At 69.6% G+C, this 21,918-nt stretch carries 23 protein-coding genes; 8 read left to right on the top strand and 15 right to left on the bottom strand.

What is annotated here, in order from left to right:
- Positions 1-19 precede the first annotated feature (19 nt).
- Positions 20-670, bottom strand: coding sequence for a CCXG family PEP-CTERM protein (locus ACI1V7_RS23675; RefSeq protein WP_404534381.1), 651 nt, complete (start codon positions 668-670; stop codon positions 20-22).
- A gap of 82 nt (positions 671-752) precedes the next feature.
- Here ACI1V7_RS23675 and ACI1V7_RS23670 point away from each other — a divergent pair, with 82 nt between their 5' ends.
- Positions 753-1,718, top strand: coding sequence for an SMP-30/gluconolactonase/LRE family protein (locus ACI1V7_RS23670; RefSeq protein WP_404534380.1), 966 nt, complete (start codon positions 753-755; stop codon positions 1,716-1,718).
- Between the two features lie 38 nt (positions 1,719-1,756).
- Here the strand turns inward: ACI1V7_RS23670 and ACI1V7_RS23665 are convergent, their stop codons facing one another.
- A complete protein-coding gene (locus tag ACI1V7_RS23665; protein WP_404534379.1) occupies positions 1,757-2,089 on the bottom strand; it encodes a hypothetical protein in 333 nt (110 codons plus the stop codon).
- A 191-nt stretch (positions 2,090-2,280) separates the two neighbouring features.
- Here ACI1V7_RS23665 and ACI1V7_RS23660 point away from each other — a divergent pair, with 191 nt between their 5' ends.
- Complete coding sequence (locus tag ACI1V7_RS23660) at positions 2,281-2,760, top strand: VOC family protein (RefSeq protein ID WP_404534378.1); 480 nt, start codon at positions 2,281-2,283, stop codon at positions 2,758-2,760.
- A 134-nt stretch (positions 2,761-2,894) separates the two neighbouring features.
- On the opposite strand, the gene ACI1V7_RS23655 is transcribed toward ACI1V7_RS23660, so the two are convergent.
- The 6 genes from ACI1V7_RS23655 to ACI1V7_RS23630 all read right to left on the bottom strand — a co-directional run bounded on the left by ACI1V7_RS23655 (position 2,895) and on the right by ACI1V7_RS23630 (position 11,741).
- Complete coding sequence (locus tag ACI1V7_RS23655) at positions 2,895-4,001, bottom strand: Gfo/Idh/MocA family protein (protein ID WP_404534377.1); 1,107 nt, start codon at positions 3,999-4,001, stop codon at positions 2,895-2,897.
- A 213-nt stretch (positions 4,002-4,214) separates the two neighbouring features.
- The gene (locus ACI1V7_RS23650; RefSeq protein ID WP_404534376.1) at positions 4,215-4,688 is read right to left on the bottom strand and encodes a SixA phosphatase family protein; all 474 of its coding nucleotides are present in this window, start codon (positions 4,686-4,688) and stop codon (positions 4,215-4,217) included.
- Positions 4,654-6,813, bottom strand: a complete 2,160-nt coding sequence (gene ppk1 / locus ACI1V7_RS23645) for a polyphosphate kinase 1 (protein WP_404534375.1) — start codon at positions 6,811-6,813, stop codon at positions 4,654-4,656. Before ppk1 ends, ACI1V7_RS23650 begins: the two co-directional genes overlap by 35 nt.
- A 183-nt stretch (positions 6,814-6,996) precedes the next feature.
- Entirely contained in the window at positions 6,997-7,335 is a 339-nt protein-coding gene (locus tag ACI1V7_RS23640; RefSeq protein ID WP_404534374.1) for a CzcE family metal-binding protein, read from the bottom strand.
- Between the two features lie 325 nt (positions 7,336-7,660).
- Entirely contained in the window at positions 7,661-8,536 is an 876-nt protein-coding gene (locus tag ACI1V7_RS23635; protein ID WP_404534373.1) for an AraC family transcriptional regulator, read from the bottom strand.
- Between the two features lie 178 nt (positions 8,537-8,714).
- Positions 8,715-11,741, bottom strand: coding sequence for a sensor histidine kinase (locus ACI1V7_RS23630; protein ID WP_404534372.1), 3,027 nt, complete (start codon positions 11,739-11,741; stop codon positions 8,715-8,717).
- A 177-nt stretch (positions 11,742-11,918) separates the two neighbouring features.
- Here ACI1V7_RS23630 and ACI1V7_RS23625 point away from each other — a divergent pair, with 177 nt between their 5' ends.
- From ACI1V7_RS23625 to ACI1V7_RS23610, 4 genes are all read left to right on the top strand, one after another.
- Positions 11,919-12,611, top strand: a complete 693-nt coding sequence (locus ACI1V7_RS23625; protein WP_404534371.1) for a hydrolase — start codon at positions 11,919-11,921, stop codon at positions 12,609-12,611.
- Between the two features lie 62 nt (positions 12,612-12,673).
- The gene (locus ACI1V7_RS23620) at positions 12,674-12,934 is read left to right on the top strand and encodes a XapX domain-containing protein (RefSeq protein WP_404534370.1); all 261 of its coding nucleotides are present in this window, start codon (positions 12,674-12,676) and stop codon (positions 12,932-12,934) included.
- A complete protein-coding gene (locus tag ACI1V7_RS23615; RefSeq protein WP_404534369.1) occupies positions 12,931-13,335 on the top strand; it encodes a response regulator transcription factor in 405 nt (134 codons plus the stop codon). Before ACI1V7_RS23620 ends, ACI1V7_RS23615 begins: the two co-directional genes overlap by 4 nt.
- Positions 13,336-13,415: 80 nt before the next feature.
- Positions 13,416-14,039, top strand: coding sequence for a response regulator transcription factor (locus ACI1V7_RS23610; RefSeq protein WP_404534368.1), 624 nt, complete (start codon positions 13,416-13,418; stop codon positions 14,037-14,039).
- 19 nt (positions 14,040-14,058) lie between these two features.
- Here the strand turns inward: ACI1V7_RS23610 and ACI1V7_RS23605 are convergent, their stop codons facing one another.
- A complete protein-coding gene (locus ACI1V7_RS23605) occupies positions 14,059-15,546 on the bottom strand; it encodes a S41 family peptidase (RefSeq protein ID WP_404534366.1) in 1,488 nt (495 codons plus the stop codon).
- A gap of 120 nt (positions 15,547-15,666) precedes the next feature.
- On the opposite strand from ACI1V7_RS23605, the gene ACI1V7_RS23600 reads away from it, so the two are divergent.
- Positions 15,667-16,500 carry a metallophosphoesterase gene (locus tag ACI1V7_RS23600; RefSeq protein WP_404534365.1) on the top strand — a complete coding sequence of 278 codons (834 nt, stop codon included), beginning with the start codon at positions 15,667-15,669 and terminating at the stop codon, positions 16,498-16,500.
- Here ACI1V7_RS23600 and ACI1V7_RS23595 read toward each other — a convergent pair.
- The 4 genes from ACI1V7_RS23595 to ACI1V7_RS23580 all read right to left on the bottom strand — a co-directional run bounded on the left by ACI1V7_RS23595 (position 16,487) and on the right by ACI1V7_RS23580 (position 19,598).
- Entirely contained in the window at positions 16,487-17,308 is an 822-nt protein-coding gene (locus ACI1V7_RS23595; RefSeq protein WP_404534364.1) for a TlpA family protein disulfide reductase, read from the bottom strand. The genes ACI1V7_RS23600 and ACI1V7_RS23595 overlap by 14 nt on opposite strands.
- Positions 17,309-17,315: 7 nt before the next feature.
- Positions 17,316-18,272, bottom strand: a complete 957-nt coding sequence (locus ACI1V7_RS23590) for a hypothetical protein (protein ID WP_404534362.1) — start codon at positions 18,270-18,272, stop codon at positions 17,316-17,318.
- Between the two features lie 119 nt (positions 18,273-18,391).
- The gene (udk, locus tag ACI1V7_RS23585; protein ID WP_404534360.1) at positions 18,392-19,033 is read right to left on the bottom strand and encodes a uridine kinase; all 642 of its coding nucleotides are present in this window, start codon (positions 19,031-19,033) and stop codon (positions 18,392-18,394) included.
- A 148-nt stretch (positions 19,034-19,181) separates the two neighbouring features.
- On the bottom strand, positions 19,182-19,598 hold the full coding sequence (locus ACI1V7_RS23580; protein ID WP_404534358.1) for a hypothetical protein: 417 nt from the start codon (positions 19,596-19,598) through the stop codon (positions 19,182-19,184).
- 285 nt (positions 19,599-19,883) lie between these two features.
- On the opposite strand from ACI1V7_RS23580, the gene ACI1V7_RS23575 reads away from it, so the two are divergent.
- Positions 19,884-20,666, top strand: coding sequence for a hypothetical protein (locus ACI1V7_RS23575; RefSeq protein ID WP_404534356.1), 783 nt, complete (start codon positions 19,884-19,886; stop codon positions 20,664-20,666).
- Positions 20,667-20,778: 112 nt separating this feature from the next.
- On the opposite strand, the gene ACI1V7_RS23570 is transcribed toward ACI1V7_RS23575, so the two are convergent.
- Both ACI1V7_RS23570 and ACI1V7_RS23565 read right to left on the bottom strand, forming a co-directional pair.
- Positions 20,779-21,126, bottom strand: a complete 348-nt coding sequence (locus tag ACI1V7_RS23570; protein WP_404534355.1) for a hypothetical protein — start codon at positions 21,124-21,126, stop codon at positions 20,779-20,781.
- Positions 21,127-21,202: 76 nt separating this feature from the next.
- Positions 21,203-21,907 (bottom strand): YoaK family protein, encoded by a 705-nt coding sequence (locus tag ACI1V7_RS23565; RefSeq protein ID WP_404534353.1) that lies wholly within the window; start codon positions 21,905-21,907, stop codon positions 21,203-21,205.
- Between the last annotated feature and the right edge of the window lie 11 nt (positions 21,908-21,918).

Here is a 21,918-nt window from a genome sequence, read left to right as displayed (position 1 = left end):
CGTCGGCCCCGTCGTCAGTTCAACCGCGCTTGCCGCGGCGACGCAGTCCGGCCAGCAGACCCAGGCCCAGGCCCATCGTGGCCAGCGTCGCCGGTTCCGGCACGGCCTTCGGGCTGATGCCGTCGTTCGCAGCGAAGGTCGCGAAGGCGGCGCTGCCGGCCTTGAACTGGGCCTGCTGGACGCCGTCGCAGCAGCTTTCCAGGCCGTAGATCGTCAGCTTGTGGTTGCCCGCCGCCAGCTGGCTGACAGCCTGCAGGTACTGCGACGCGTTGGTGTAGCTGTTGCCCCAGTACATATCCGTCGAGCTCGCCGTCAGCGCCACGCCGTCCAGGAACAGGGCGCCGCCGTTGCCGAAATCGACGCCCGTGCGGAAGGTCCAGGTGCCCGCCGTCGCCACGCTGAAGTCGATCGTCGCCTTCCATGCGATATTGCTGTTGGCGCCGCCGCTGAACTGGTTCGTGTTCGAGATATTGGTGTAGCTCGAAATGGTCTTGGTGCCGTAACCCGCACCCTGGCTCAGCAGCGCGCGCTCGACGACATCCTTGTAGGCTGCCGCACCCGTTTGCGACCCGGCGGCGCTGTAGGCGGTCTGCAGGGTGATGACGCTGGCGTTTGCCTGGGCCGCGAAGCAGGCGAGGAGGAGGACGCAGCTGGTTTTGAGGTTTTTCATTGTCTCTCAGGAAAAAATATTTGCGTATTTGCAAATATAGCATTAGCGTTGGCATATTGTCGAAATTGAGGGTCGGATAATAATGAAGAATAAGAAATTGACGTTTTTGCGCAACGGCGCGTACGCGGCATGGGGGACGGTGCTGGCGGCGCTCGCCCTTCCCGCGCTGGCGGCGGACGTGGCCAGCTGCGCAGGCAAGGCGCCGTCGGGTGAACTGCGCGCCGAGCGCGTGGCGGCCGCGGCACCGTCGCGCGCGGGCGCCTCGCTGTACGAGGGGCCCGTCTGGATCGGCGGCGCGCTGTACTTCTCGGATTTCGGCCTGGATTCGTCCTTCCCCTCGCGCATCCGCAAGCTGGCGCCGGACGGCAGCGTGAGCACCGCCTTCGAGGACAGCGGCAGCAACGGCCTGGCCGTCGATGGCGCAGGCAAGCTGGTCGCGGCCAGCCACAAGGACAAGGCGCTCGTGCGCATCGACCTGGCGGACGGCAAGCGCACCCCGATCGCGGGGCGCTACGACGGCCAGCCGTTCAATTCCCCGAACGACATCGCCATCGCCCGCGACGGCACCCTGTACTTCACCGATCCCGATTACCAGCAGGCGGCCGCACCGGGACGCCAGCCGGTCACGGGCATCTACCGCGTGGGCACGGACGGCAAGGCGGCGCTGCTGGACGGCAGCCGCAAGAACCCGAACGGCATCGCCCTGTCGCCCGACGAGAAGGTGTTGTACGTGAATGCCCTGGACGGCGTGCTGCGCGCGTATCCGGTCGCGGACGGCGCCGCGCGCCTGCCGGGCCGCGACGTCGTGACGGGCCTGGACGGCCCGGACGGCATGACGGTCGACTGCCGCGGCAACGTCTACGTGACGGAGCACGGCGCCAAGCGCGTGCGCGTGTTCTCGCCGCAGGGCAAGGAGCTGGCGACGATCCGCGTCGATGCGAACGTCACCAACGCGGCCTTCGGCGGCGCGGACGGCAAGACGCTGTACATCACGGGGGCGGGCGCCCTCTGGCAGGTACGCCTTGACCTGACGGGCAAGCCGTACTGAAAGAGGGCCGGCGCGGCGGCTGCCGCGCCGGCGTCGCGTCAGCGGGTGGAGGTGCCCGAAGTGCTGGAGGTGCCCGAGGCGCCTGATGTGTTGCCGCTGGTGCTGGACGGCTGGGTGGCGCCGCCCGTCGAAGTACCGGCGGGATCGCTGGCGGTGGGCGTGTTGTAGGCGCCGATGCCCGTCGTGTTGCCGGTGCCGCCCGAGCTGGCCCCGTTGTCGCTCTCGGTCCGGCCGGCGCCATTGCTGCTGCCCGTGCTCGAGCTCATGCCGCCGAAGGAGCCGGCGCTGTTGTCCGTCGTGCCGGTGGCGCTGCAGGCGGCCAGGCCCAGTGCCATCAGGCCGCCGATCAGTACGCGTTGAACTGTTTTCATGCTGTTCTCCCGTAGGTGGTTTACCGGGTCGATCATGGGGTGCGGGCGCGGCGGCAGGAATAGGATGGGCCCGCCGCGGGATGTAGGAACACGCTCACGGCCTGCTCCAGTTGCCCTCTTGCCGTACTTGTATCGGCAGGGCGGCCCCCGTACACTGGGATCTCCGCGCAAGCTGATCCACGGAGACGATCATGTCGGCCAACAATACGGTATGCCTGTGGTTCGACGGCGACGCCCTCGAGGCGGCCACTTTCTACGCAAACACCTTTCCCGACAGCGCCGTCGGCACGATCTTCCATGCCCCGGGCGACTACCCGTCCGGCAAGCAGGGCGACGTGCTGACGGTGGCGTTCACGGTCGCCGGCATCCCCTGCATCGGCCTGAACGGCGGCCCGGCCTTCACGCACACGGAGGCGTTCTCGTTCCAGATCGCCACGGACGACCAGGCGGAGACGGACCGCCTGTGGGACGCCATCGTCGGGAACGGCGGCCAGGAAAGCGCTTGCGGCTGGTGCAAGGACCGCTGGGGGCTGTCCTGGCAGATCACGCCGCGGGCGCTGAGCGCGGCGCTGGCCGATCCCGACCAGGCCGCGGCCCGGCGCGCCTTCGAGGCGATGATGGGGATGCGCAAGATCGACATCGCCGCCATCGAGGCGGCCCGGCGTGGATAAGTCCTCCACGAGATGTCGTCCCGGCGCAGGCCGGCGCCCGAGTCTTGCGCACGCCGGCTGTGCTTCGACATTGGGCCCCGGCCTGCGGCGGGGGGGCGGTCTCATTGCCGCCGACAGGCGTAGCCGACCGGCTGTTACGCCTTCAGCACGATCCGCTTCTTCTCGCGCGCCGACTGGTAGATGGCTTCGATGATGCGCATGTCGCGCAAGCCTTCCTCGCCCGCCACGATCGGCGTCCGGTCTTCCATCACGCACTGCGCCATGTGGTCGAGCTGGCCCGCGAACTGCGTCGCGCCAGGGCCGGGCGGCGGCGTGATTTCCTCGCCGCGGCCGCTGCCCACCCACAGGCGGTTGCCGCGGTAGGCGGTCGCCGGTTCCATCTCGATGCGGCCCTTGTCGCCCACGAGCAGGATGTGGTTCTGGTTGGCGCTGTACATCGACTGGCAGGAGCCGATCACGCCGGACGGGAACTCGAGCTGGAAGCCGATCATGTCTTCCACTTCGCGGAAGCGCGGGTCCTTGCGGTCCGTCGTTTCCTGCGCATAGACGGCGACCGGTTCCTCGCCCGTCATGTAGCGCGCCGCGTTCAGCGCATAGATGCCGATGTCCATCATCGAGCCGCCACCCGACATCGCCTTCTTGAGGCGCCAGGCGTTCGGGTTGCCGAAGGTGAAGCCGTGCTCGGAACGGAAGTAGCGCAGCTTGCCGATCTCGCCGGCGCGGGCACGGCGGCGCGCCTCCAGGTTGGTCGGCTCGAAGTGGCAGCGGTAGCCGATCATCAGCTTCTTGCCGGCCTGGCGGCAGGCGGCGATCATCGATTCGCACTCGGCCGAGGAGACGGCCATCGGCTTTTCGCATAGCACGTGCTTGCCGGCCTTGGCGGCGCGGATCGTGTATTCCGCGTGCATGGAGACGGGCAGGCAGACGTAGACGATGTCGATGTCCGGATTGTCGCGGATGCGGTCGAAGTTCTCGTAGTTGTAGATGTTCTTTTCCGGGACGTCGTATTCCGCGGCCACGCGTTTCGCCTTGGCTGCGTCGCCGCTGACGAGGGCGACCAGCTTGCTGTGCCGGCAGTTCTTGAATTCCGGGATGATGACGCCGAGGCCGTAACCGCCCAGGCCCACGATGGCATAGCCCAGCTTGCGCTGCGGTTCGGCCGCGCGCAGCGGGAAGGCGGCGGCGCCGGCGGCGAGGGCGCTGCCTGCCAGCATGAGGTTGCGTCGGTTCAGGTCGATCATCTGCTTCGTCTCCTTGTTGTTGTCGTGCGTGCGGGCCCGGCGGATGCCGTCGCCCGAGAAATCGATTTCAGCTGCATAGAAATTGTAATACGGATATGCCCATACGGGCGCAGCGAATACATGCGGCTATCCGAAAATATGCAACTAACCGACACGCCGTGACCGAAGGACGAAGGCGCGGGCCTGGCGGCCCGCCCGAGCGCCCAGCTCAGCTCAGCGCAGCTTGCCGACCATGTCCGGCCCCACGGCCAGGCGGATGAAGGGCGCCGGATCGTCCTCGCTCTTGCGCGCGATCCACAGCACGCTCGCCTTGCGGATCTTCCACTCGTGCGGGCTGCCCGAGAAGATCTGCGCCGCCACCTGGCCCAGCAGCGGCTGGTGGCCCACGATGACCACGGGCAGCCGCTGGCCGGGCCAGCCGGCCGCGTCCAGGATGCGGTCCGGCGTCGAATCCGTGTTCAGCGCGTCGACGGTGGTGAACTTGCGGCCCAGCGCCTCGGCCGTCTGCACGCAGCGCAGGGCGGGGCTGACGAGGATGCGGCACTGCGCCGGCAGCTGGCGGTCGAGCCAGGCGCCGACGCGCGAGGCGTGGCGCGCGCCCTTCGACGTCAGCGCGCGGCGCTGGTCGCCCTCGTGCGTGGCGACGTGCGGTTCAGCCTCGGCGTGACGCCACAGGATCAATTCCAAGCTCGTTCTCCTTGTGATTGGCATGCGTGTCGGCGCCGGCGCCCAGCATGTCCATCAGCGCCTGCTGGGCGCTGAACGGTTTCTGGCTGCCGCGCGGCTTGCGGCGGCGGTAGCGGCCCTCGTGGCCCAGCTCCCAGGCATTCACGTTGTCCTTCAGGTACACCTGCAGGCCTTCGCGGATCACGCGCTTCTTGAGCGCCGGCGAGCGGATGGGGAACGCGATCTCGACGCGGCGGAACAGGTTGCGGTTCATCCAGTCGGCGCTGCTCAGCCAGACGTCGTGCTTGAGGGCGTTGCGGAAGTAATAGATGCGGGTGTGCTCGAGGAACCTGCCGACGATCGAGCGCACCTTGATGTTCTCCGACAGGCCCGGCACGCCGGGACGCAGCGCGCACGCGCCGCGCACGATCAGGTCGATGCGCACGCCGTCGTTGGAGGCCTCGTACAGCGCGCGGATGACGGATTCGTCGGTCAGCGAATTCATCTTGGCGATGATGCGCGCCGGCTTGCCCTCGCGCGCCAGCGCGGCTTCCTGGCGGATCGCCTTGACGATTTCCTTCTGCAGCGAGAACGGCGCCAGCCACACGGCCGAGAGCTGGGTCGGGCGCGTCAGGCTCGTCAGGTGGATGAAGACCTCGTTGACGTCGGCCGTGATTTCCTCGTCCGCCGTCAGGAGGCCGAAGTCGGTATAGAACTTGGCCGTCGTCGTGTTGTAGTTGCCGGTGCCCAGGTGGGCGTAGCGGCGCAGGCCGGACGGCTCGCGACGCAGCACGAGGGCCATCTTGGCGTGGGTCTTGAGGCCGACGACGCCGTACACGACCTGGGCGCCCGCTTCCTCCAGGCGCTGGGCCCAGTTGATGTTCGCTTCCTCGTCGAAGCGGGCCATCAGTTCGACGATGACGGTGACTTCCTTGCCGCGCTGGGCGGCGCCGATGAGGGCCTCCATCAGCTCGGAATTCGAGCCGGCGCGGTAGATCGTCTGCTTGATCGCGACCACGTTCGGATCGGCGGCGGCGCAGCGCACGAAGTCGATCACGGGCTGGAAGGACTGGAACGGGTGGTGCAGCAGCACGTCCTGCTTGCCCAGCACGGCGAAGATGTCGTGGTGCTGGGCCAGCTTGGCCGGAAAGCCCGGCACGTAGGGCGGGAATTTCAGCTCGGGGCGGGCATTGCTGTTGACGATCTCGAGCAGCCGACCCAGGTTCACGGGGCCGTCCACCGTGAACAGGCGCGAGCGGTCGATGGAGAACTGGTCGAGCAGGAAGTCGGCCAGGTGCTTGGGGCAGCCGCGCGCCACTTCCAGGCGCACGGCGAAACCGTAGTTGCGGCTGTGCAGCTCGCTCTGCAGCGCCTGGCGCAGGTTCTTGACCTCTTCCTCGTCGACCCACAGGTCGCTGTTGCGCGTGACGCGGAACTGCGAGTACGACACCACCTCGCGGCCCGTGAACAGGTCCGCCATGTGGGCCTGGATCACGGAAGACAGCAGGCAGTAGGAAGCGCCCGGCTTGTCCGACAGTTCGTCCGGCAGGCGGATCACGCGCGGCAGCACGCGCGGCGCCTTCATGATGGCGATGCCGGTGCCGCGCCCGAACGCATCCTTGCCGGACAGTTCGACGATGAAGTTCAGGCTCTTGTTGATCACGCGCGGGAAGGGGTGCGCCGGGTCCAGCCCGACGGGCGTGAGCAGGGGGCGCACTTCCTTGTCGAAGTACTGCTTGACCCAGGCCTTCTGGGCCGCGTTGCGGTCCGAGCGGCGCAGCAGGTGGATGCCGTTGGCGGAGAGCTGGGGCAGGATCTCGCCGTTCAGCAGCGCGTACTGGCGCGCGATGATCTGGCGGCACTCCTCGGCGGCGCCGTCCAGGTCCGCGCGGCCCGGCTCCGGACCGCCCTGGTCCTGGTGCTGGGCCAGCAGGCTGGCCACGCGCACTTCGAAGAATTCATCGAGGTTGCTGCTGACGATGGTCAGGAAGCGCAGGCGCTCGAGCAGCGGCAGGCGCGGGTCTTCGGCGTTTTCCAGCACGCGCCGGTTGAACTCGAGCAGCGACAGTTCGCGGTTCAGGAAAGGCGCATGCGCGTCCGGCGGCAGCGAGGCGCTGGCCTCGTCCGTTTTCAACTTCACATCCATTTTTCGGGAATATTTCACTAGTGGCAACGAAGTGTAGAAGCCGCAGATGACAGGATTGTGACAGAGAACGGCCGAGCGATTGCTTCCGGACGCGCACGCGTGCGCACGGGGTCATGCGCCCATGGGCGATGCGGCGGCGGCGGCGGGGAGCGCATCCGGGCCCACCCGCCGTCCGCGTATCGATCAGCTGTTGTTATACAGGGGATTCGGCGCGATGTAGACCTTGGCGCCGTCGACGCCGAAGTCCTGCGGCGCGATCTTGTCCAGGGCCGCGACGCCGTCGCGCTGCACCGTATTGAAAGTCCAGGCGAAGCTGTGGTCGCCGTGCACGAAGCGCACGGTCTCGCCGTCGTTCACGTTCACGTAGCGGGCATGGTCGCCCAGCACGATGGTGCGGTTCGCGGCATCGGCGGGAGCGGGCATGCCGTAGGCGGCGGCGCCGACGCGCACGGTGGGCATGGCCTGGGCGGCCGAGGCGCAGGTCAGGACGAGGGCAGCGGCGAGGGTGGCGGTGGCTTTCATGACGTTCTCCTTCAAGTGGGTTGCGATGAAGGACAGTCTAGGGAAGCGACGCTGTCGGGTCCGTGACGGCCCGATGACAATGCTGTCATCCATGGCGCGCCTGACAGAGCCTCCATGGCGGCGTTGCATCGTCTCGCCGTACACGCGTACTGCCTTCGACGATGCGCCTTGCCCTGGAGGCTCTGTCAGGCGCGCCGGGCCGGGCCTGACAACACCTCCATGGCGGCGTTGCATCGTTTCGCCGTACACGCGTACTGTCTTCGACGATGCGCCTTGCCCTGCAGGCCCTGTCGGGCGCGCCGGGCCGCGCCGGGCCGCGTCGTGTTTATGCCGCCTGTTCGCGCCCGCGCCGCAAGTCCTCGCGGGGCGGGCGTCCGAACATGCGCGTGTACTCGCGCGTGAACTGCGACGGGCTTTCGTAGCCGACCTGGTAGGCCACGGCCGCCACGTCGCGGCTGCTGGCCGCCAGGCGCGCGCGCGCCTCGTGCAGGCGGATCTGCTTCTGGTACTGCAAGGGGCTCAGCGACGTGATTTCCTTGAAGTGGCGGAACAGCGTCGAGGCGCTCATGCCGCTTACCGTTTCCAGCTGCTGCGTCGAGACGGGCTCGGCGTAGTGCTGCTGCAGCCAGCGGATGGCGCGGCCGATGCGGGAGGAGCGGCTGTCGACCATGCCCACTTCCCGCAGCAGCGGGCCGTGCGGGCCGCGCAGCAGGCGCCACAGGATCTCGCGTTCCAGCAGAGGGCGCAGGATGCGCACGTCATCGGGATGGTCGAGCAGGCTCACGAGGCGTCCCAGCGCATCGAGCAGCTGCGGCGAGGCCGCGTGCACGGCCATCGCGGCCGCGTCGCCGTCGGCGATGGCCGCCTCGGCTTCCAGCAGCAGGCCGCCGATGTCGGCCGGTCGCAGCGTCAGTGCGATGCCGACATAGGGTTCCTCCGTGCTGGCCTGGATCACCTGGCCCACGGAAGGCATGGACAGCGACACGATCAGGCAGTCGCCGGGGCCGTAGTCGAAGGTGCGCCCGCCCACGGTGGTGCGCTTGCGTCCCTGCAGGATCAGCGCGAAGGCCGGTTCCTCGATGCCGCTGACCGGTTCGCTGGGTGCCGTGAGGGTGCGTACGCGCAGGCCGGGAACGACGCAGTCCGGACCGGTGCCGGCATGGCGCAGGGCGAGGCGGGTGAGGTCGTCGAGGGTCATCATGGCGTCGGGATGTGTCGGGAGAAACCGGCTGCCGGATGGCGCGCCGGCGGCGCCATCGGGCGCGACGTCGAAGCGGGAAGAACGCTGTGCATCTACCCATTGTAATGGACGCACGCGCGCAACGCATCTCCCATCTGTGACAGGCGGGTCTGTCAGTTTGGACGCTTCCCGTCGCCGTTCAGCGCGCTCCGCGGAACAGCGCGAGGCCGGGTAGGTGCCGGCGCCGCGGCGGCGTGGCATACGCCAGGCGCGCATCGAGGCGCAGCGCCACCAGCGTACCGTTGCCGGGCGCTTCGGCGGCGCCGATCGCGATGCGCGCGCCGATGGCGGCGGCGCGCTCGCGCATGCCGGCCAGGCCCCAGTGCCCGGGGCGGGCCGGGCCCGGCGCCAGGCCGCGGCCGTCGTCGCGCACGTCGAGCGCGAACTCGGTCTCGCCGTAGCGCAGGCGCAGGACGACGTGCGTGGCCTGCGCGTGGCGGAACGCGTTCTGCAGCGCCTCGCGCGCGATGAAGCAGGCTTCTTGCGCCACTTCCGGACGCAGCGCGCGCGGCGCGCCGTCGACGGCGATGTCGAAGCCGACGCCGTACTGTTCCCCCAGCATGTGGCCGATGGGCGCCAGCGCCGCGGCCAGGTCCTGTCCCGGCGCGCCCGCGCCGCGCAGCGCGTACAGCTCGTCGCGGCCTTCGGCCAGCGTGCGCCGGGCGTGGTCGAGCGTGCGATCGAGCAGGGGCCGCGAAGGATTGTCGGCCGGCAGGCGGTCGCGCGCCGTCTCGAACAGCATCAGCAGCGCCTGCACCGATTGCATCAGCGTGTCGTGCAGCGTGCGCGCGATGCGTTCGCGCTCGCCGGCGCGTTCGCGCAGCAGGCGCCGCAGCTGGCGGGTGGCGGCGCGCAGGCGCAGCCGGTACAGCAGCCAGGCGGCGAGGGCCGCGGCGGCCGCGCACAGCGCCTTGAAGGCCGTGCCTTGCACGAAGGTCGGGGCGATGCCGAAGGACAGGGCGGCGCCCCGTTCGTTCCATACGCCGTCTTCGTTCACCGCCTGCACGCGGAAACGGTAGTCGCCCGGCGCCAGGCGGCTGTAGTAGGCGCTGCGGCGCGTGCCCGCATCCTGCCAGTCGGCGTCCACGCCTTCCAGGCGGTAGCGGAAGCGCACCCGTTCCGGCATCGTGAAACTGGCGGCGTCGTAGTCGATCTGCAGCGCGCGCGTGCCGGCGGGCAGCTGCATGCCGTCGCGCGGGGACCACGCTTGCCCGTTCGCGGCCACGGCGCCGATGCGCAGCGGCGGCGCCACCGGATTGCGGTACAGGCGGCGCGGATCGAGCCACGCGGCGCCGTCCGTCGCGGCCAGCACCAGCCGGCCCTGGCGGTCCAGCAGCAGGCTGGGCTGGGCAGCGCGGAAATGGGCGATGCCGGGATAGCCATCGAGCGTGTCGAACACCTCGCACGGCAGCCGTGTGCGCGCCGGATCGGCCAGCAGGGCGCGCCAGTCGGCGCCGCGCACGTGGACCAGGCCGCGGCTGCCGTTGAGCCACAGGTCGCCGTCGGGCGTTTGCACTACGCCCGTCACGCCCGCGAGCGCGCCCGGATCGGCCGCCTCGACCTGGCGGAAGCGCGCGCCGGACAGCACCGCCAGCCCGCGGTCGCCGCCGGCCACCAGCGTGCCGCCGACGTCGGACAGCGTGGCGACCAGCCCGACGTCGAGGCCGTCCTGGCGGCCGTAGCGCCGCGACTTGCCGTCGCGTAGCGCGCGGATATCGTTGTCGTAGCCGAACCACAGCGTGCCGTCATGGCCGCGGCCGATGCCGTTCGGCGGGCGCTCCGGCAGGCCGAAGTCCGTGCCCGGGCGCCAGGCGCCGTCCGCGTAGCGGTACAGGGCGTCGCTGACGAAGCTTGCCCACAGCGCCGCGCCGTCGTCCACCATCAGGCGCGCGCCTTCGTAGCGCTCGCCGCGGCCTTGCAGGTGGGCGGGGAAGGGAATGCGTTCGGTCTTGCCGTTCGCGCGGCGTTCGATGTGGGTGCCGGTGCCCACCAGCAGGCTTCCGTCGTGGCCGGACGCCAGCGCCGTGACGCGCCCGTCGGGCTGCAGGACCGGACCGTCGGCATCGAGGCGCCAGAACTGCCATAGCGGGCCGACCTTGGCCGAGGCCCACAGTGCGCCGGCGCCGTCCTGCGCGAGCGTGATGTAGCCGCTGTCGGGCGCCAGCGGCAGCGGCATGATGCGGTTGTGGCGCAGGCGGTCCACGCCGCGCCGCGTGCCGAGCCAGATATTGCCCTCGCGGTCTTCGAAGATGGTCTTCACGGTCGTGCTGCTGAGGCTATCCGGCCGGGCCAGCCGCTCGCCGTCCGCGACCATGACGGTGTCCTTGCCGGCAAGGGCGGCCGGCGTGGTGCGCGCCACGCCGCCGGCCAGCGCGGCCCACAGGTTGCCGTCGCGGTCGAAGATGTGCGAGAAGGCGGTGGGCAGGCCAGCACGGGGCCGCCCTGCCGGATACGCGGCGAGCGCCGCCGGCACGCGGCGGATGCGGTCGTTGGCGTCGTTCCACAGCTGGCCGTCCGGAGACAGCAGCAGGCCGTAGCCCGTGGCCGCGATGCCGGTGGCGACGAAGCGCTGCGTCGCGTCGTCCATGCGGAACACGGCGCCATCGCCGGCGGCCAGCAGGGCGCCGTCGGGGGCGCGCCACAGGTCCTGCGCGGGCCCCGGCAGTCCATCCTCGGCACGCACCCAGCGCGCGCCGTCCAGGCGCAGCAGGCCCTTCGTGGTCAGTACCCAGTCGCGCCCGGCGCGGTCGCGTTCGAAGCCGCGGATGCCGCCCGCCGGCAAACCTTCGGCCGTGCCGTAATGGCGCAGCATGCCGCCGTGCCAGACGTCGACGCCGCCGTAGCGGTGGCCGATCCACAGCGCGCCGTCGGCATGGGTGCGCAGGGCCGACAGCACGTTCGATTGCAGCGCCGCACCGCCGAGCTTGCGCACGTGCTCGAAGCGCACGCCGTCGAAGCGGTACAGGCCGGAGGTGGCGGCAAACCACATGGTCCCGTCCGCCCCCTGTGCCATGTCCCAGATGTCGCCGGGCATGCCATCCTTGCTGGTCCAGCTGTCGCGGTGCAGGTGATCGAGCGGAACATGCGGGTCCAGGGCGAGGGCGGCAGAGGCGACGCCGCACAGCGTCGCGAACAGGGACGCTCGGAAGAAATTGGAGAGCAGCATGGCCGGCATTGTAATGGAACGTGCTTGCCTTGCGCGGGCGCGCCGCTCCCGTCGATATACGAACGGATACTGGTGACGCCCGGATGGTCGAACTACCATGGCCTGCCGGTGGACATCCGGCTCCAAGACTACGGTGCCGCGCCAGCGCCGTCCGATAACCCTGACGAGGACACACCAATGAACAATCCGAAACTCGAAGTGCTGACACCGCAGAACAGCCAGCTGATCATCATCGACCAGCAGCCGCAGATGGCGTTCGCCGTGCAGTCGATCGACCGCCAGACACTGAAGAACAACGTCGTGGGCCTGGCCAAGGCGGCGTCCGTCTTCAACATCCCGACCACCATCACCACCGTCGAGACCGAAAGCTTCTCCGGCCCCACTTTCCCGGAACTCCTGGACGTGTTCCCGGGCAAGCCCATCCTCGAACGCACCTCGATGAACTCGTGGGACGACCAGAAGGTGCGCGACGCGCTGGCCGCCAATGGCCGCAAGAAGGTCGTCGTGGCCGGCCTCTGGACCGAGGTCTGCAACACCACCTTCGCCCTGTGCGCCATGCTCGAGGGCGACTACGAGATCTACATGGTCGCCGACGCCTCGGGCGGCACCTCGAAGGAAGCGCACGACTGGGCCATGCAGCGCATGGTGCAGGCCGGCGTCGTGCCCGTCACCTGGCAGCAGGTGCTGCTCGAGTGGCAGCGCGACTGGGCCCGCCGCGAGACCTACGATGCGGTCGGCGCCATCGTCAAGGAGCACTCGGGCGCCTACGGCATGGGCATCGACTATGCGTACACGATGGTGCACAAGGCGCCGCAGCGCGCCAAGCCGGGCCACGAGACGCTGGCACCCGTCGCTGCACCGGTGCGCTGAGCGAGCCATCCCGCCGGGCCGCGACGAGGCGGCCCGGCGCCACTTTTCCCACTGGAGCGCCCATGAAGTTCTACCTGGTTTCCCTCGCGGTCGGCCTCCTGGTCGGCTGCATCTATGCCTTGCTGCAGGTGCGCTCGCCGGCTCCGCCGGCCATCGCGCTGATCGGCCTGTTCGGCATGCTGGTGGGCGAACAGGCGGTGCCGATCGCCAAGCGCCTGATTGCCGGCGAGCCGGTCACGATCTCCTGGTTCCGGACCGAGTGCGTCAGCCGCATCAGCGGCGTCGAGCCCCCGCGCCAGGCGCCGCAAGACCCCACGGCATGAATCTCGTTGCCGACGCGCCGCACCGCGTCCTCGTCGTCGACGACGACGAGGCCGTGCGCGCGGCCATGCTCAACCTGCTGACGGCGGCCGGCTATGCCCCGGTGGGCTTCGGCGATGGCGCCGCGCTGCTGGCGGCGCAGGACGCGGGCCTGGCCCATTGCGCGATTCTCGACATCCACCTGGGCGATGGCGACGGCTTTACCCTGGGCGAACGCCTGCGTGCCGGCGCCCCGCACCTGCCGCTCATCTTCATCACGGGCGACGAAGATCCGCGCCTGGACGAACGCGCCCGCCGCGCCGGCGCGCTGGGCCTGATGCGCAAGCCGGTCGACCCCGACTGCCTGCTGGCGCTGATCGACGCGATACCGGCCGCGAGCCAGCCTGCGAGTCCGCCCCAGTGAACCGCGATTTCCGATTTCCCATTTGGCGCGACGCAGCATTTTCCGCTATTCTTGCCCCAATGAATGAAATGGAGACAGGGATGAGCGAGCGCCTCGTGATGGTGCTGGACGACGACCCGACGATCCGCAGCGCCGTGTCCGACCTGCTCGAGGCGGAAGGCTATCGCGTGGCCACGTTCGCGTCGGCCGCCGATTTCCTCGATACACCGGCGCCCGCCGTTCCCTCCTGCGTGATCCTGGACATGCAGATGCCGCAGGTCGACGGCATGACAGTGCTCCAGCACATGGCGCAGCGCCGCCTGGCCCTGCCCGTGATCTTCCTGACGGGGCACGGCACGATCCCGCTGTCCGTCGCCGCGATGAAGGCGGGGGCCAACGAATTCCTGACCAAGCCCGTCGATCCCGACGCCTTGCTGGCGGCCGTGGGCGAGGCGCTGGCCGCCGACAGCGCGCGCATCGCCGAGCGCCGCGAAACGGACCGGCTGGCCGCGCTCCACGCCCAGCTGACCCCGCGCGAACGGGAAGTGTTCGCGCTCGCCATCGGCGGCCTGCTCAACAAGCAGATCGCGGACGAGATGGGCATCAGCGAGATCATGGCCAAGGTCCACAAGCGCAACCTGATGCAGAAGATGCAGACCCGCACGCTAGCCGAGCTGGTGCGCATGGCCGAGCGGCTCGGCATCGAGATCACGCGCCGGCGCTGAGCGCCCGCGCGCCACGACGTCATTTCCCCTGGCGCTCCTGTCGCAGCCCATCCAGCGTGCGGCCGACCCAGGCGGCCAGCCCATCGTCGTCGCCCATGCGGCCCGGGTACGGGTAGTCGGGCACGAAGGGTTCGCGCGTCGCCTGCGCCGTCACGTACAAGGCGGTGGGGATGTACAGCGCGCCGCGCCCGCTCGGCAGGTCGACGCGCGCGATCTCGCCCAGCGGCGAATAGCCGATCGTCGCCTCGCCCAGCAGCACGGCGTCGCCCGTCGCCTGCAACTGCTGGACGAAGTTCATGCACGAGCTGAAGCAGTTGCGGTCGATGACGGCGGCCAGGCGCGGACCGTGCGGACGCTTGACGACGAGCGGCAGCGGCGGCGCGTCCGACGCGGGCGGCGCGCCGCTGACCTGGGCCATCCTGCGGCCGGCGCGCATCGCTTCCCGCACCTTCGCCAGGTCGGCGGCGAATTCATCCTTCGACGCGGCGAACTCGGGCGCCGCCGCATAGTGCTGGAGCAGGGCGATGGTGGCGGCGTCGGCGATCAGGTATTTCTGCATGCCGCCCGCTTCCGCCAGCTCCCGGCCGTAGGCTTCTCCAAACAGCACGCCCAGCGCGCGCCGGCCCCAGGACGAGTCGCCGCCGCCGTTGCCGCGCAGGTCGAACACGATCCAGTCCGCGTCCTTCACGGTGGCGAGCTGCCGGTACAGCGCCCCGTAGGCGGCACCCGACGCGGCGCCGTTAAAGTCGGGCATGCCGACCCAGTAGCGGCCCTTGCCCAGCGCCGTCATGCCGACCGGTTTCGCGCGCGCAGCGGCGCCCCGGCGCACCGTGTCGAAGCGTGCGACAGTGGCCGCATCGCCCGCCGCATCGCCCGCCACCTGCAGCGGCAAGGCATAGCGCCGGCGGCTGCCGTCGGGCAGGTCGAATACGCAGGCCTTGGGCGTCCAGCCCAGGCCCGCGTCGAACATTACCTGCTGGGCCAGGGCCGAAAAGGTGCCCGCATACTCGACGCTGGCGCTGTTGAACGGCGCGACCTCTTCCTTGAGCCAGGTGCCGATCCAGGCGCCGTCGCAGCTTTGCACAATGGCGCCGGTGGGCGGCAGGGGCGTCGGCCAGCCCGGTTCCGCCCACACCACGCGGTAGCGGCCGTCCACCAGGTCCAGCACGATGCCCGTCCAGCCGCGCGTCTTCTGGCGCAGGTCGATGCCCGTATGGGGATCGCCGAAGCCCGCGATGAAGCGCCGCATCAGGCGCAGGTAGTCCTGTTCCGACTGTACTTTGTCGACCTGTGCGAGTGCAAGGGCGCTGCCCGCGGCCAGCGGCGCGGAGACGCTGGGCAGCCCGGCGACGATGCCGGCATGGCGTGTCGCGACGGTGTCGATGGCGAAGCGGATGTCCTGGCGCGCGCTGGCTGCCCAGTCGGGCGCATCCGGCGCGGCGTGGACGGTGGCGGACAGGAGCGCCAGGGAGAGCAGGGCAGTGCGCAGGAGATGACGGGCGGGCATGGCGGGCGGTCGGGGTGGGGATGCACGAAGCGTAACAAACGATGACGCAGGAAAATGCGCGCTTTGTCACGCCCGCGGCGCCCGCCCGCGTGCCGGGGGCGAAGGCGCTATACTGGCCGCATGCGCATCCAGCTTTTTTCCGATCTCCACCTCGAACGCAATGCCGGCTTCGTCCCCTTCATCGCACCCGACACCGACGTCGTCGTGCTGGCCGGCGACATCGGTTCCTACCAGTCCCACTCCCGCCTCACGGACGAGGACTTCGGCCTGGCGCGTTTTTCGCCGCGCCGTGCCGATGCGCCCAAGGCGCGCGTGCTGTACATCCCGGGCAACCACGAATTCGATGCGCTCGAGTACGACGTGGCATATGCGCGCCTGCGCGCCAGTTGCGAACGTCTGGGCATCGAGTGGCTGGACCGCGAGACGGTGACGATCGACGGCGTGCGCTTCGTCGGCACCACGCTGTGGGCCGACTTCGATGCGCTCGCGAGCCGCGAGTCCGACGTCGCCAAGCGCCTCAAGGCGCGCGAGAAGGCCTTCCGCGCCGCCAACTACTACCTCGCTCGGAACACCACCCTGAAGGACGGCCAGCCCGTGCTGGCCGAGCAGCAGCGCGAGATGTCGCTCGACTGCCAGGACTGGCTGCGGGCCGCCCTGTCCGCGCCGTTCGACGGCACCACCGTCGCCGTCACCCACTATGCGCCCAGCCTGAAGAGCGCCGATCCGCGCTACGGCCTGACGCCCGGCACGGCGGGCTTCTGCAATGCGCTGGACGACATGTTCGCCCTGGCCGACGTGTGGATGCACGGCCACCTGCACTGCGCCAACGACTACCGCGTCGAGACGGAAACGGACGGCCGCCGCCGGACCTGCCACGTCATCGCGAATCCGCTCGGCTATGCGGGCAAGGGCGAGCAGGAAGCGTTCCGCCCCGACCTGGTCATCGTGTTGTAGGCGCGCTCGCCGCCGGTGCGCCGGCCGCCTGCAGGTGCGACGCCAGCGTCGCCTCCGACAATTCGCCGATGCGGCGGCCCACCAGGTGCCCGCCGGCGTCGAAGAACAGCGTGGTGGGCAGCCCCGGCGACCCGGTCGCGCGGCCCAGCGCGCCGCTGCGGTCCAGCAGCAGGCGGTCGAGTTCGACCCCTGCCGCGCGCAGGTAGGCGGCGACGGCCGCCGCGTCCTCGCCCTGGTTCACGAACACGAAGCGCACGCCCGGATGCGCGCGCTGGGCGCGGGCCAGCAGCGGCATCTCGCGCCGGCACGGCGGACACCAGGTGGCCCACAGGTTGAGCACGACGGGCTGGCCCGCCAGCGTGCGCAGGTCGATACGTGCGCCGTCCGGCGTCTCCAGCGTCAGCGCCGGCAGCGCGCCGGCCGGTTCGCGCGCCGTCCACCACAGGTGGCTCGCTCCCCAGGCGAGGAAGGCGGCCGCGAGGCCGGCGGCGATGGCGCCGCGGGCCGGGCGCTGCCGCCACGCCAGCAGCGCCCCGCACAGCACGGCGGCGATCGCGGCGACGGGCGCATCGAAGCCGCCGTCGCGCAGGTCCAGCAGGCGCAGCGGATCGGCCGCGTAGCCGGACCACCAGCGCGCGACGAAGCTGGCGCGGCCCGCGAGGAGGGCGGCCGCGGCGCACAGCCACAGGGCGCGCTCGACGTTCACGCTGGCGCGCCTGGCCACGGCATTGCCGACGCCCAGCGCGGCGAACAGGGCCAGCAGTGCCGTCAGCACGCCGGGCGCAAAGGAAAATGGTCCGATCGTCATGTTGTTCCTATTCGTCGCGCAGTTCGCGCGGGATCGCATAGCCGAATCGCTGCGGGTCGAAGGCCAGCGCCCAGGTGTGCGCCTCGACCGGCCGGCCGTCCAGCGTGCCGCCGGCCGTCACCGTGATTGGCGCCGGCAGCGGGCCGTCGGAAGGGGCGATGCGGTAGGACCAGGTGCGCTGCTCGCAGCGCAGCGGCTCCTCTTCTTCGTCCTCTTCCGTGTCGTCGGCATCGTCAGCCGCGGCGGCCGCAGCGGGCGCTGCCGGCGCCGTGTCCCGGTCCCAGGCCGTCCAGGCAGCCTGCGCCGCCTCGCACGGCACGGCGGGACGCGCCGTGCGGGCGGCCAGGAATTCGCCCAGCACGGCGATCTCGCCGCCGTGCGGCGCGAGCACGGTATTGGTGGTCGTCACGGGCGCCTGCGTGGGATCGGTGCCGCTTTGCGCCTGCACGATCCAGCCGCGCAGGTTCGCGCCCAGCGCCAGGAAGCGCACCTGTTCCGGCCGCACGGCCAGCGTGGATTCGTACTTGACCTGCAGGCTCGCCTGCGCCAGGTTGCCGTCCCAGGGCCGGGCCGGGTGGAGGTGGAAGGCGCCGTAGACGGCGTGCTCGCTGCCGTCCACGGCGGCCCCGCTGGCGATGAAGTACAGCTCGTCGCCGTCGGCGCCGTCGGTGATCTTCTGTTGCTGCACCACGCGCATCAGGTAGGTGACGTCGTCGTCGCCCTTGTACAGCCAGCCCTCCTTTTCCGTCGAGTAGCCGCCATAGGTCGCGGCCATGACGCTGTCGATCACCGCCCCCTCGTCGATGGCGACGCGCGGCGTGCCGCGGTAGGCAGCCGTGCCGACGACGACCAGCGCCAGCAGGACGGCCCCGGCCAGCACGTAGAGCAGCACCCGCAGCCGCGAGCGGCGCGGCCGGGCGCCGGGGTGCGCCGCCCGGGCCACGGGTTCCTTCAGGTCGTTCATCGGTTCCTCGACTTTGAAAACGGGATTGCGAATTTCCAGTTATCAAATTTTACAGGATCGAGGCGTCAATACGGGGCGCGGCCCCGGCGGCGGCGGCTCAGCCGCGCGCGGCATGTGGATCACGGGCGCTTCAGTTGCCCGATAACGCTCGCCACCTTGGTGGTGATGACGTCGACCGCGGGGCCGTTGGCGCCGTGCGGCAGGATGACGTCGGCATGGCGCTTGGTCGGTTCGATGAACTGCTTGTGCATCGGCCGCACCGTGTCCATGTACTGGGTGACGATGCTTTCCATCGTGCGGCCGCGCTCGGCGATATCGCGCTGCATGCGGCGGATGAAGCGCACGTCGGGCGCCGTGTCGACGAAGATCTTCAGCGACATCATGCTGCGCAAGTCTGCGTCGTACAGGGCGAACAGGCCCTCGATGACGATGACGGGGGCCGGCTTGACGGGAATCGTCTTGTCGGAGCGGTTGTCGACCGTGAAGTCGTACTCGGGCATGGCGATCGTTTCGCCGGCCCGCAGCGCGCGCACGTGCTGCACCAGCAGGGGCCAGTCGAACGCCTGCGGATGGTCGTAGTTCTGCTTGCGCCGTACTTCGGGGGACAGGTCGGACTGGTCGCGGTAGTAATCGTCCTGCATCACGACCGACACCATCTCGGTGCCGAACGACGCCAGGACCTGCTGCGTCACCGTCGACTTGCCGCTGCCGCTTCCGCCGGCGACACCGATGACAAACGGAGGGGTGGAAATTGCATTCATCCCCGCATGATACCGGAGTGGCGGGGGAACCGACAGGGTCGTCGATCCGACGCAGGTGTCCCGCGTGCGCGCGGCACGCCTGCGTCGGTCGAGGTGGCCGCCCTGCAGCTGGTCGGTGCAGCCCGAAGGGGGCGCGTCGGAAAGCGTGTTAGCGGGGGTACTTGATCTTGTAGTAGCGCAGCAAGAGCTGGCCGGACTCGCGCGCCACGGCCGGGTCCGCGCTCTTGTCCAGTTCCTTCAACGTGCCCCACGCATGCAGGCGCGGTTCGGCGCCGACGTAGACAATCGCATAGGGCACCTTCACGTAGTCCACGTTCGACGTACAGGACTGGGAACACACCGTCTTCTTCAGCACGGTGTCCTGGACCCAGTCGTACAGACGGAACTGGTAAGGCACGCCACCGACATCGATGCTGTCCGTTGCGAGCACACGCGTATTGCCCAGCGCCTTGTCGACCTCGGCCATTGGCGCGCCTTTCCCGAGCGCCTGCAGTTTGGCTGGATCGCCGTGCCACATGGGAATATTGTTCAGGCCGGGGATGGAGGCGCAAGCGGAGAGCGCCATGGCGAGGGCTAGTCCGCACAATGCTGGATAAATACGCATGGGGTCATTCAGGGAAATGAAGGGTGATCAACGCGCCTGGAGTGCGTCTGCGCGGCATAGACAGGCACTATAGCATTTCCATATGGCAATTTCTACGGTGCGGCGACCATCCTTGTCCGGTGCGGATATCACACCGCAGGAATAGGCAGCCCCAACCTTAACGTGCTCCCGTCAAGACGCGGCCGAGGCAGAATCGCCGCAGCGTCGCATGCCGCGCCGCGTCCCGACCACTCATGGAGAGCCCTAATGAAGACAAGCGCCGTCCTTCCGCTGTTGGCAGCCTGCATCCTGGCTGGCCCGTCCGCATTGGCAGCAACGACCTCGATTACCTCGATTGAAGATGTGCAGTGGAAAGTGATCGACCTGACACCCGACGACGGGGTGGCGGGCGGCTACCTGGCCTTGAACCAGCAATACCGGCAGTTGCGTGGCGTCGTGTCGTCGGCCACGGCGCCGTACTACGGTGTCGACTTCCAGGCGTCCGTCGACGAGACGACGGACCTGGACAGCCTGCACACGTTCGGCACGTCGTTCGCCCAGGGCCATGCCGGGGCGGGCTTCGGCAGCACGACCGTCAAGGCGTTCGCCGACGATGCGCTGGGGCCCGATGGCCGCGTCAGTGTCAATATGTCCGGCGGCGTCGATTTCATGCTGCTGCCGCATACGCAGCTGGTCATCACGGGGTTCGTGAGCTGGGCCGACTCCGTGACGGGGGGCGTGCCCGGTTGGGCGCAATCTTCCCTGCAGGTCGGCGCGCTGGACGGCGACAATCCGAATCCGCCGATCGATTTCCGGTTCACGCATACTGCCGTGCCGACGAACGACAGCGCCGGCCACCAGGGCCTGACGCTCGTCTACCTGAACGATACGGATACGGCGGTGCAGACCAATTTCTACGTCTCGGTGAATGCGATCGCCGCCGTGCCGGAACCGACGGAGGCGGCGATGCTGCTGGGCGGCCTGGCGGGGCTGGCCGTGATGGGGCGTGCCGGCCAGCGGCGCAAACGCAGGCACGGCGGCCGTTCGTGACGTGAGTCGCTGACGTGTCGCCCCTGCGCAGGCAGGAGCTCAACGTTGCTCGCGGCATGCAAACCTGGGCCCCTGCCTGCGCAGGGGCGACGGTGTGTTTGCGTGGCCAGCCTTACTCGTCGAAGTCCTCGGCAAGATTCTTCCAGCCGCGGCCCTTGGCGAACGGCGCGAACTCCTCGGGCGCCTCCAGCACGATCAGGCTGCTTTCCTGCAGGCCCGGGTCGCCCAGGCCGAAGTCCGGCCCCTTGTAGCCGACCGCGCGCAGGCGGTCGACGATCTGGCGCAGCAGCACGGGCTCCTTGTGCGCGCCGGGTTCGAGCCTCGCCTTGAAGTCCACGTACACGTCGATGATCCCGTAGCCCTCGTCGAAGATGCGGATCGCCTTGACGTCGAGGGTACGGCCTTGTCCGTCCTTGGCCTGGAAGGGGCCGGACAGTTCGATATCGGAATCGGTAGTCATGGCCCTAGCATAGCACCGCCGGTGCCGCCGCGCCGCATGCACGGCGCGGCGGTCGGGGAAAAGACGCTCAGGAAGCTCAGGCCGCCTTGGCCGCCGCCGCGGGGACGGGCACGGGCCAGTCCAGCACCGCCAGCCACGCCAGCAACGCCAGCGCGGGCAGCAGGCACCAGAAGCCGATCCACATATAGGCCGAGCCGCCGGCGATGCAGCCGATGGCGAAGGCCAGCACGGGCCAGAAGAACTTCGCGAAGCGCTCGCGCACGGGGGGCGTCGCGCGGCCGGTGGCCATGTCGGTGGCGTCGATCAGGATGCCCGTCACGTTGCCCGTCATGACGGTGGTCGGCGCCAGCCGCGCGAACTCCAGCTTGCCGGCCGCGTTCTGCACGCCCATGCCCGCCGCTCCCAGCATGCCGGCGACCAGCACCAGCGGCGCCTGGGGGGCCAGGTCGGGGGCGGCGGCGAGGCCGGCCACCATGAAGCCGGTCAGCAGCACGAACTGCATGAGCAGCAGCGGACGGGCCGGATTGTGCTGCAGGCGCGCGCAGCGGAAGTCGAGCAGCCGCGCGACGATGACGCCGGCGGCGAACGCCGGGATCGCCAGCAGCTTGAGCGGCAGCACGTGGCCGGCGGACGGCCTGGCGAGCTCCGTCCCGATCAGCACGAAGTTGCCCGTGACGTGGGCGGTGAACAGGCCGAACAGCGCGACGAAGCCGGCCGTGTCGACGTAGCCGGCGATCAGTCCGAGACTGACGCCGAGCAGCAGGTCGCTGGGTTTCATCATCGTCGTCCCCC

It is taken from the genome of Massilia paldalensis (genome assembly GCF_044901715.1).
Lineage (GTDB): Bacteria > Pseudomonadota > Gammaproteobacteria > Burkholderiales > Burkholderiaceae_D > Telluria > Telluria paldalensis.
Note: the sequence above shows the minus strand (reverse complement) of the source record. Positions and strands in the feature narration are given on the sequence as shown.

Excerpts from the sequence above, each read along its gene's own strand:
- ACI1V7_RS23640 (WP_404534374.1), bottom strand. The coding sequence starts at position 7,335 with ATGAAAGCCACCGCCACCCTCGCCGCTGCCCTCGTCCTGACCTGCGCC.
- ACI1V7_RS23660 (WP_404534378.1), top strand. The coding sequence starts at position 2,281 with ATGTCGGCCAACAATACGGTATGCCTGTGGTTCGACGGCGACGCCCTC.
- ACI1V7_RS23635 (WP_404534373.1), bottom strand. The coding sequence starts at position 8,536 with ATGATGACCCTCGACGACCTCACCCGCCTCGCCCTGCGCCATGCCGGC.
- ACI1V7_RS23605 (WP_404534366.1), bottom strand. The coding sequence starts at position 15,546 with ATGCCCGCCCGTCATCTCCTGCGCACTGCCCTGCTCTCCCTGGCGCTC.
- ACI1V7_RS23625 (WP_404534371.1), top strand. The coding sequence starts at position 11,919 with ATGAACAATCCGAAACTCGAAGTGCTGACACCGCAGAACAGCCAGCTG.
- ACI1V7_RS23675 (WP_404534381.1), bottom strand. The coding sequence starts at position 670 with ATGAAAAACCTCAAAACCAGCTGCGTCCTCCTCCTCGCCTGCTTCGCG.
- ACI1V7_RS23570 (WP_404534355.1), bottom strand. The coding sequence starts at position 21,126 with ATGACTACCGATTCCGATATCGAACTGTCCGGCCCCTTCCAGGCCAAG.
- ppk1 (WP_404534375.1), bottom strand. The coding sequence starts at position 6,813 with ATGGATGTGAAGTTGAAAACGGACGAGGCCAGCGCCTCGCTGCCGCCG.
- ACI1V7_RS23610 (WP_404534368.1), top strand. The coding sequence starts at position 13,416 with ATGAGCGAGCGCCTCGTGATGGTGCTGGACGACGACCCGACGATCCGC.
- ACI1V7_RS23590 (WP_404534362.1), bottom strand. The coding sequence starts at position 18,272 with ATGAACGACCTGAAGGAACCCGTGGCCCGGGCGGCGCACCCCGGCGCC.
- ACI1V7_RS23565 (WP_404534353.1), bottom strand. The coding sequence starts at position 21,907 with ATGATGAAACCCAGCGACCTGCTGCTCGGCGTCAGTCTCGGACTGATC.
- ACI1V7_RS23620 (WP_404534370.1), top strand. The coding sequence starts at position 12,674 with ATGAAGTTCTACCTGGTTTCCCTCGCGGTCGGCCTCCTGGTCGGCTGC.
- ACI1V7_RS23580 (WP_404534358.1), bottom strand. The coding sequence starts at position 19,598 with ATGGCGCTCTCCGCTTGCGCCTCCATCCCCGGCCTGAACAATATTCCC.
- udk (WP_404534360.1), bottom strand. The coding sequence starts at position 19,033 with ATGAATGCAATTTCCACCCCTCCGTTTGTCATCGGTGTCGCCGGCGGA.
- ACI1V7_RS23670 (WP_404534380.1), top strand. The coding sequence starts at position 753 with ATGAAGAATAAGAAATTGACGTTTTTGCGCAACGGCGCGTACGCGGCA.
- ACI1V7_RS23630 (WP_404534372.1), bottom strand. The coding sequence starts at position 11,741 with ATGCTGCTCTCCAATTTCTTCCGAGCGTCCCTGTTCGCGACGCTGTGC.
- ACI1V7_RS23665 (WP_404534379.1), bottom strand. The coding sequence starts at position 2,089 with ATGAAAACAGTTCAACGCGTACTGATCGGCGGCCTGATGGCACTGGGC.
- ACI1V7_RS23575 (WP_404534356.1), top strand. The coding sequence starts at position 19,884 with ATGAAGACAAGCGCCGTCCTTCCGCTGTTGGCAGCCTGCATCCTGGCT.
- ACI1V7_RS23655 (WP_404534377.1), bottom strand. The coding sequence starts at position 4,001 with ATGATCGACCTGAACCGACGCAACCTCATGCTGGCAGGCAGCGCCCTC.
- ACI1V7_RS23615 (WP_404534369.1), top strand. The coding sequence starts at position 12,931 with ATGAATCTCGTTGCCGACGCGCCGCACCGCGTCCTCGTCGTCGACGAC.
- ACI1V7_RS23595 (WP_404534364.1), bottom strand. The coding sequence starts at position 17,308 with ATGACGATCGGACCATTTTCCTTTGCGCCCGGCGTGCTGACGGCACTG.
- ACI1V7_RS23600 (WP_404534365.1), top strand. The coding sequence starts at position 15,667 with ATGCGCATCCAGCTTTTTTCCGATCTCCACCTCGAACGCAATGCCGGC.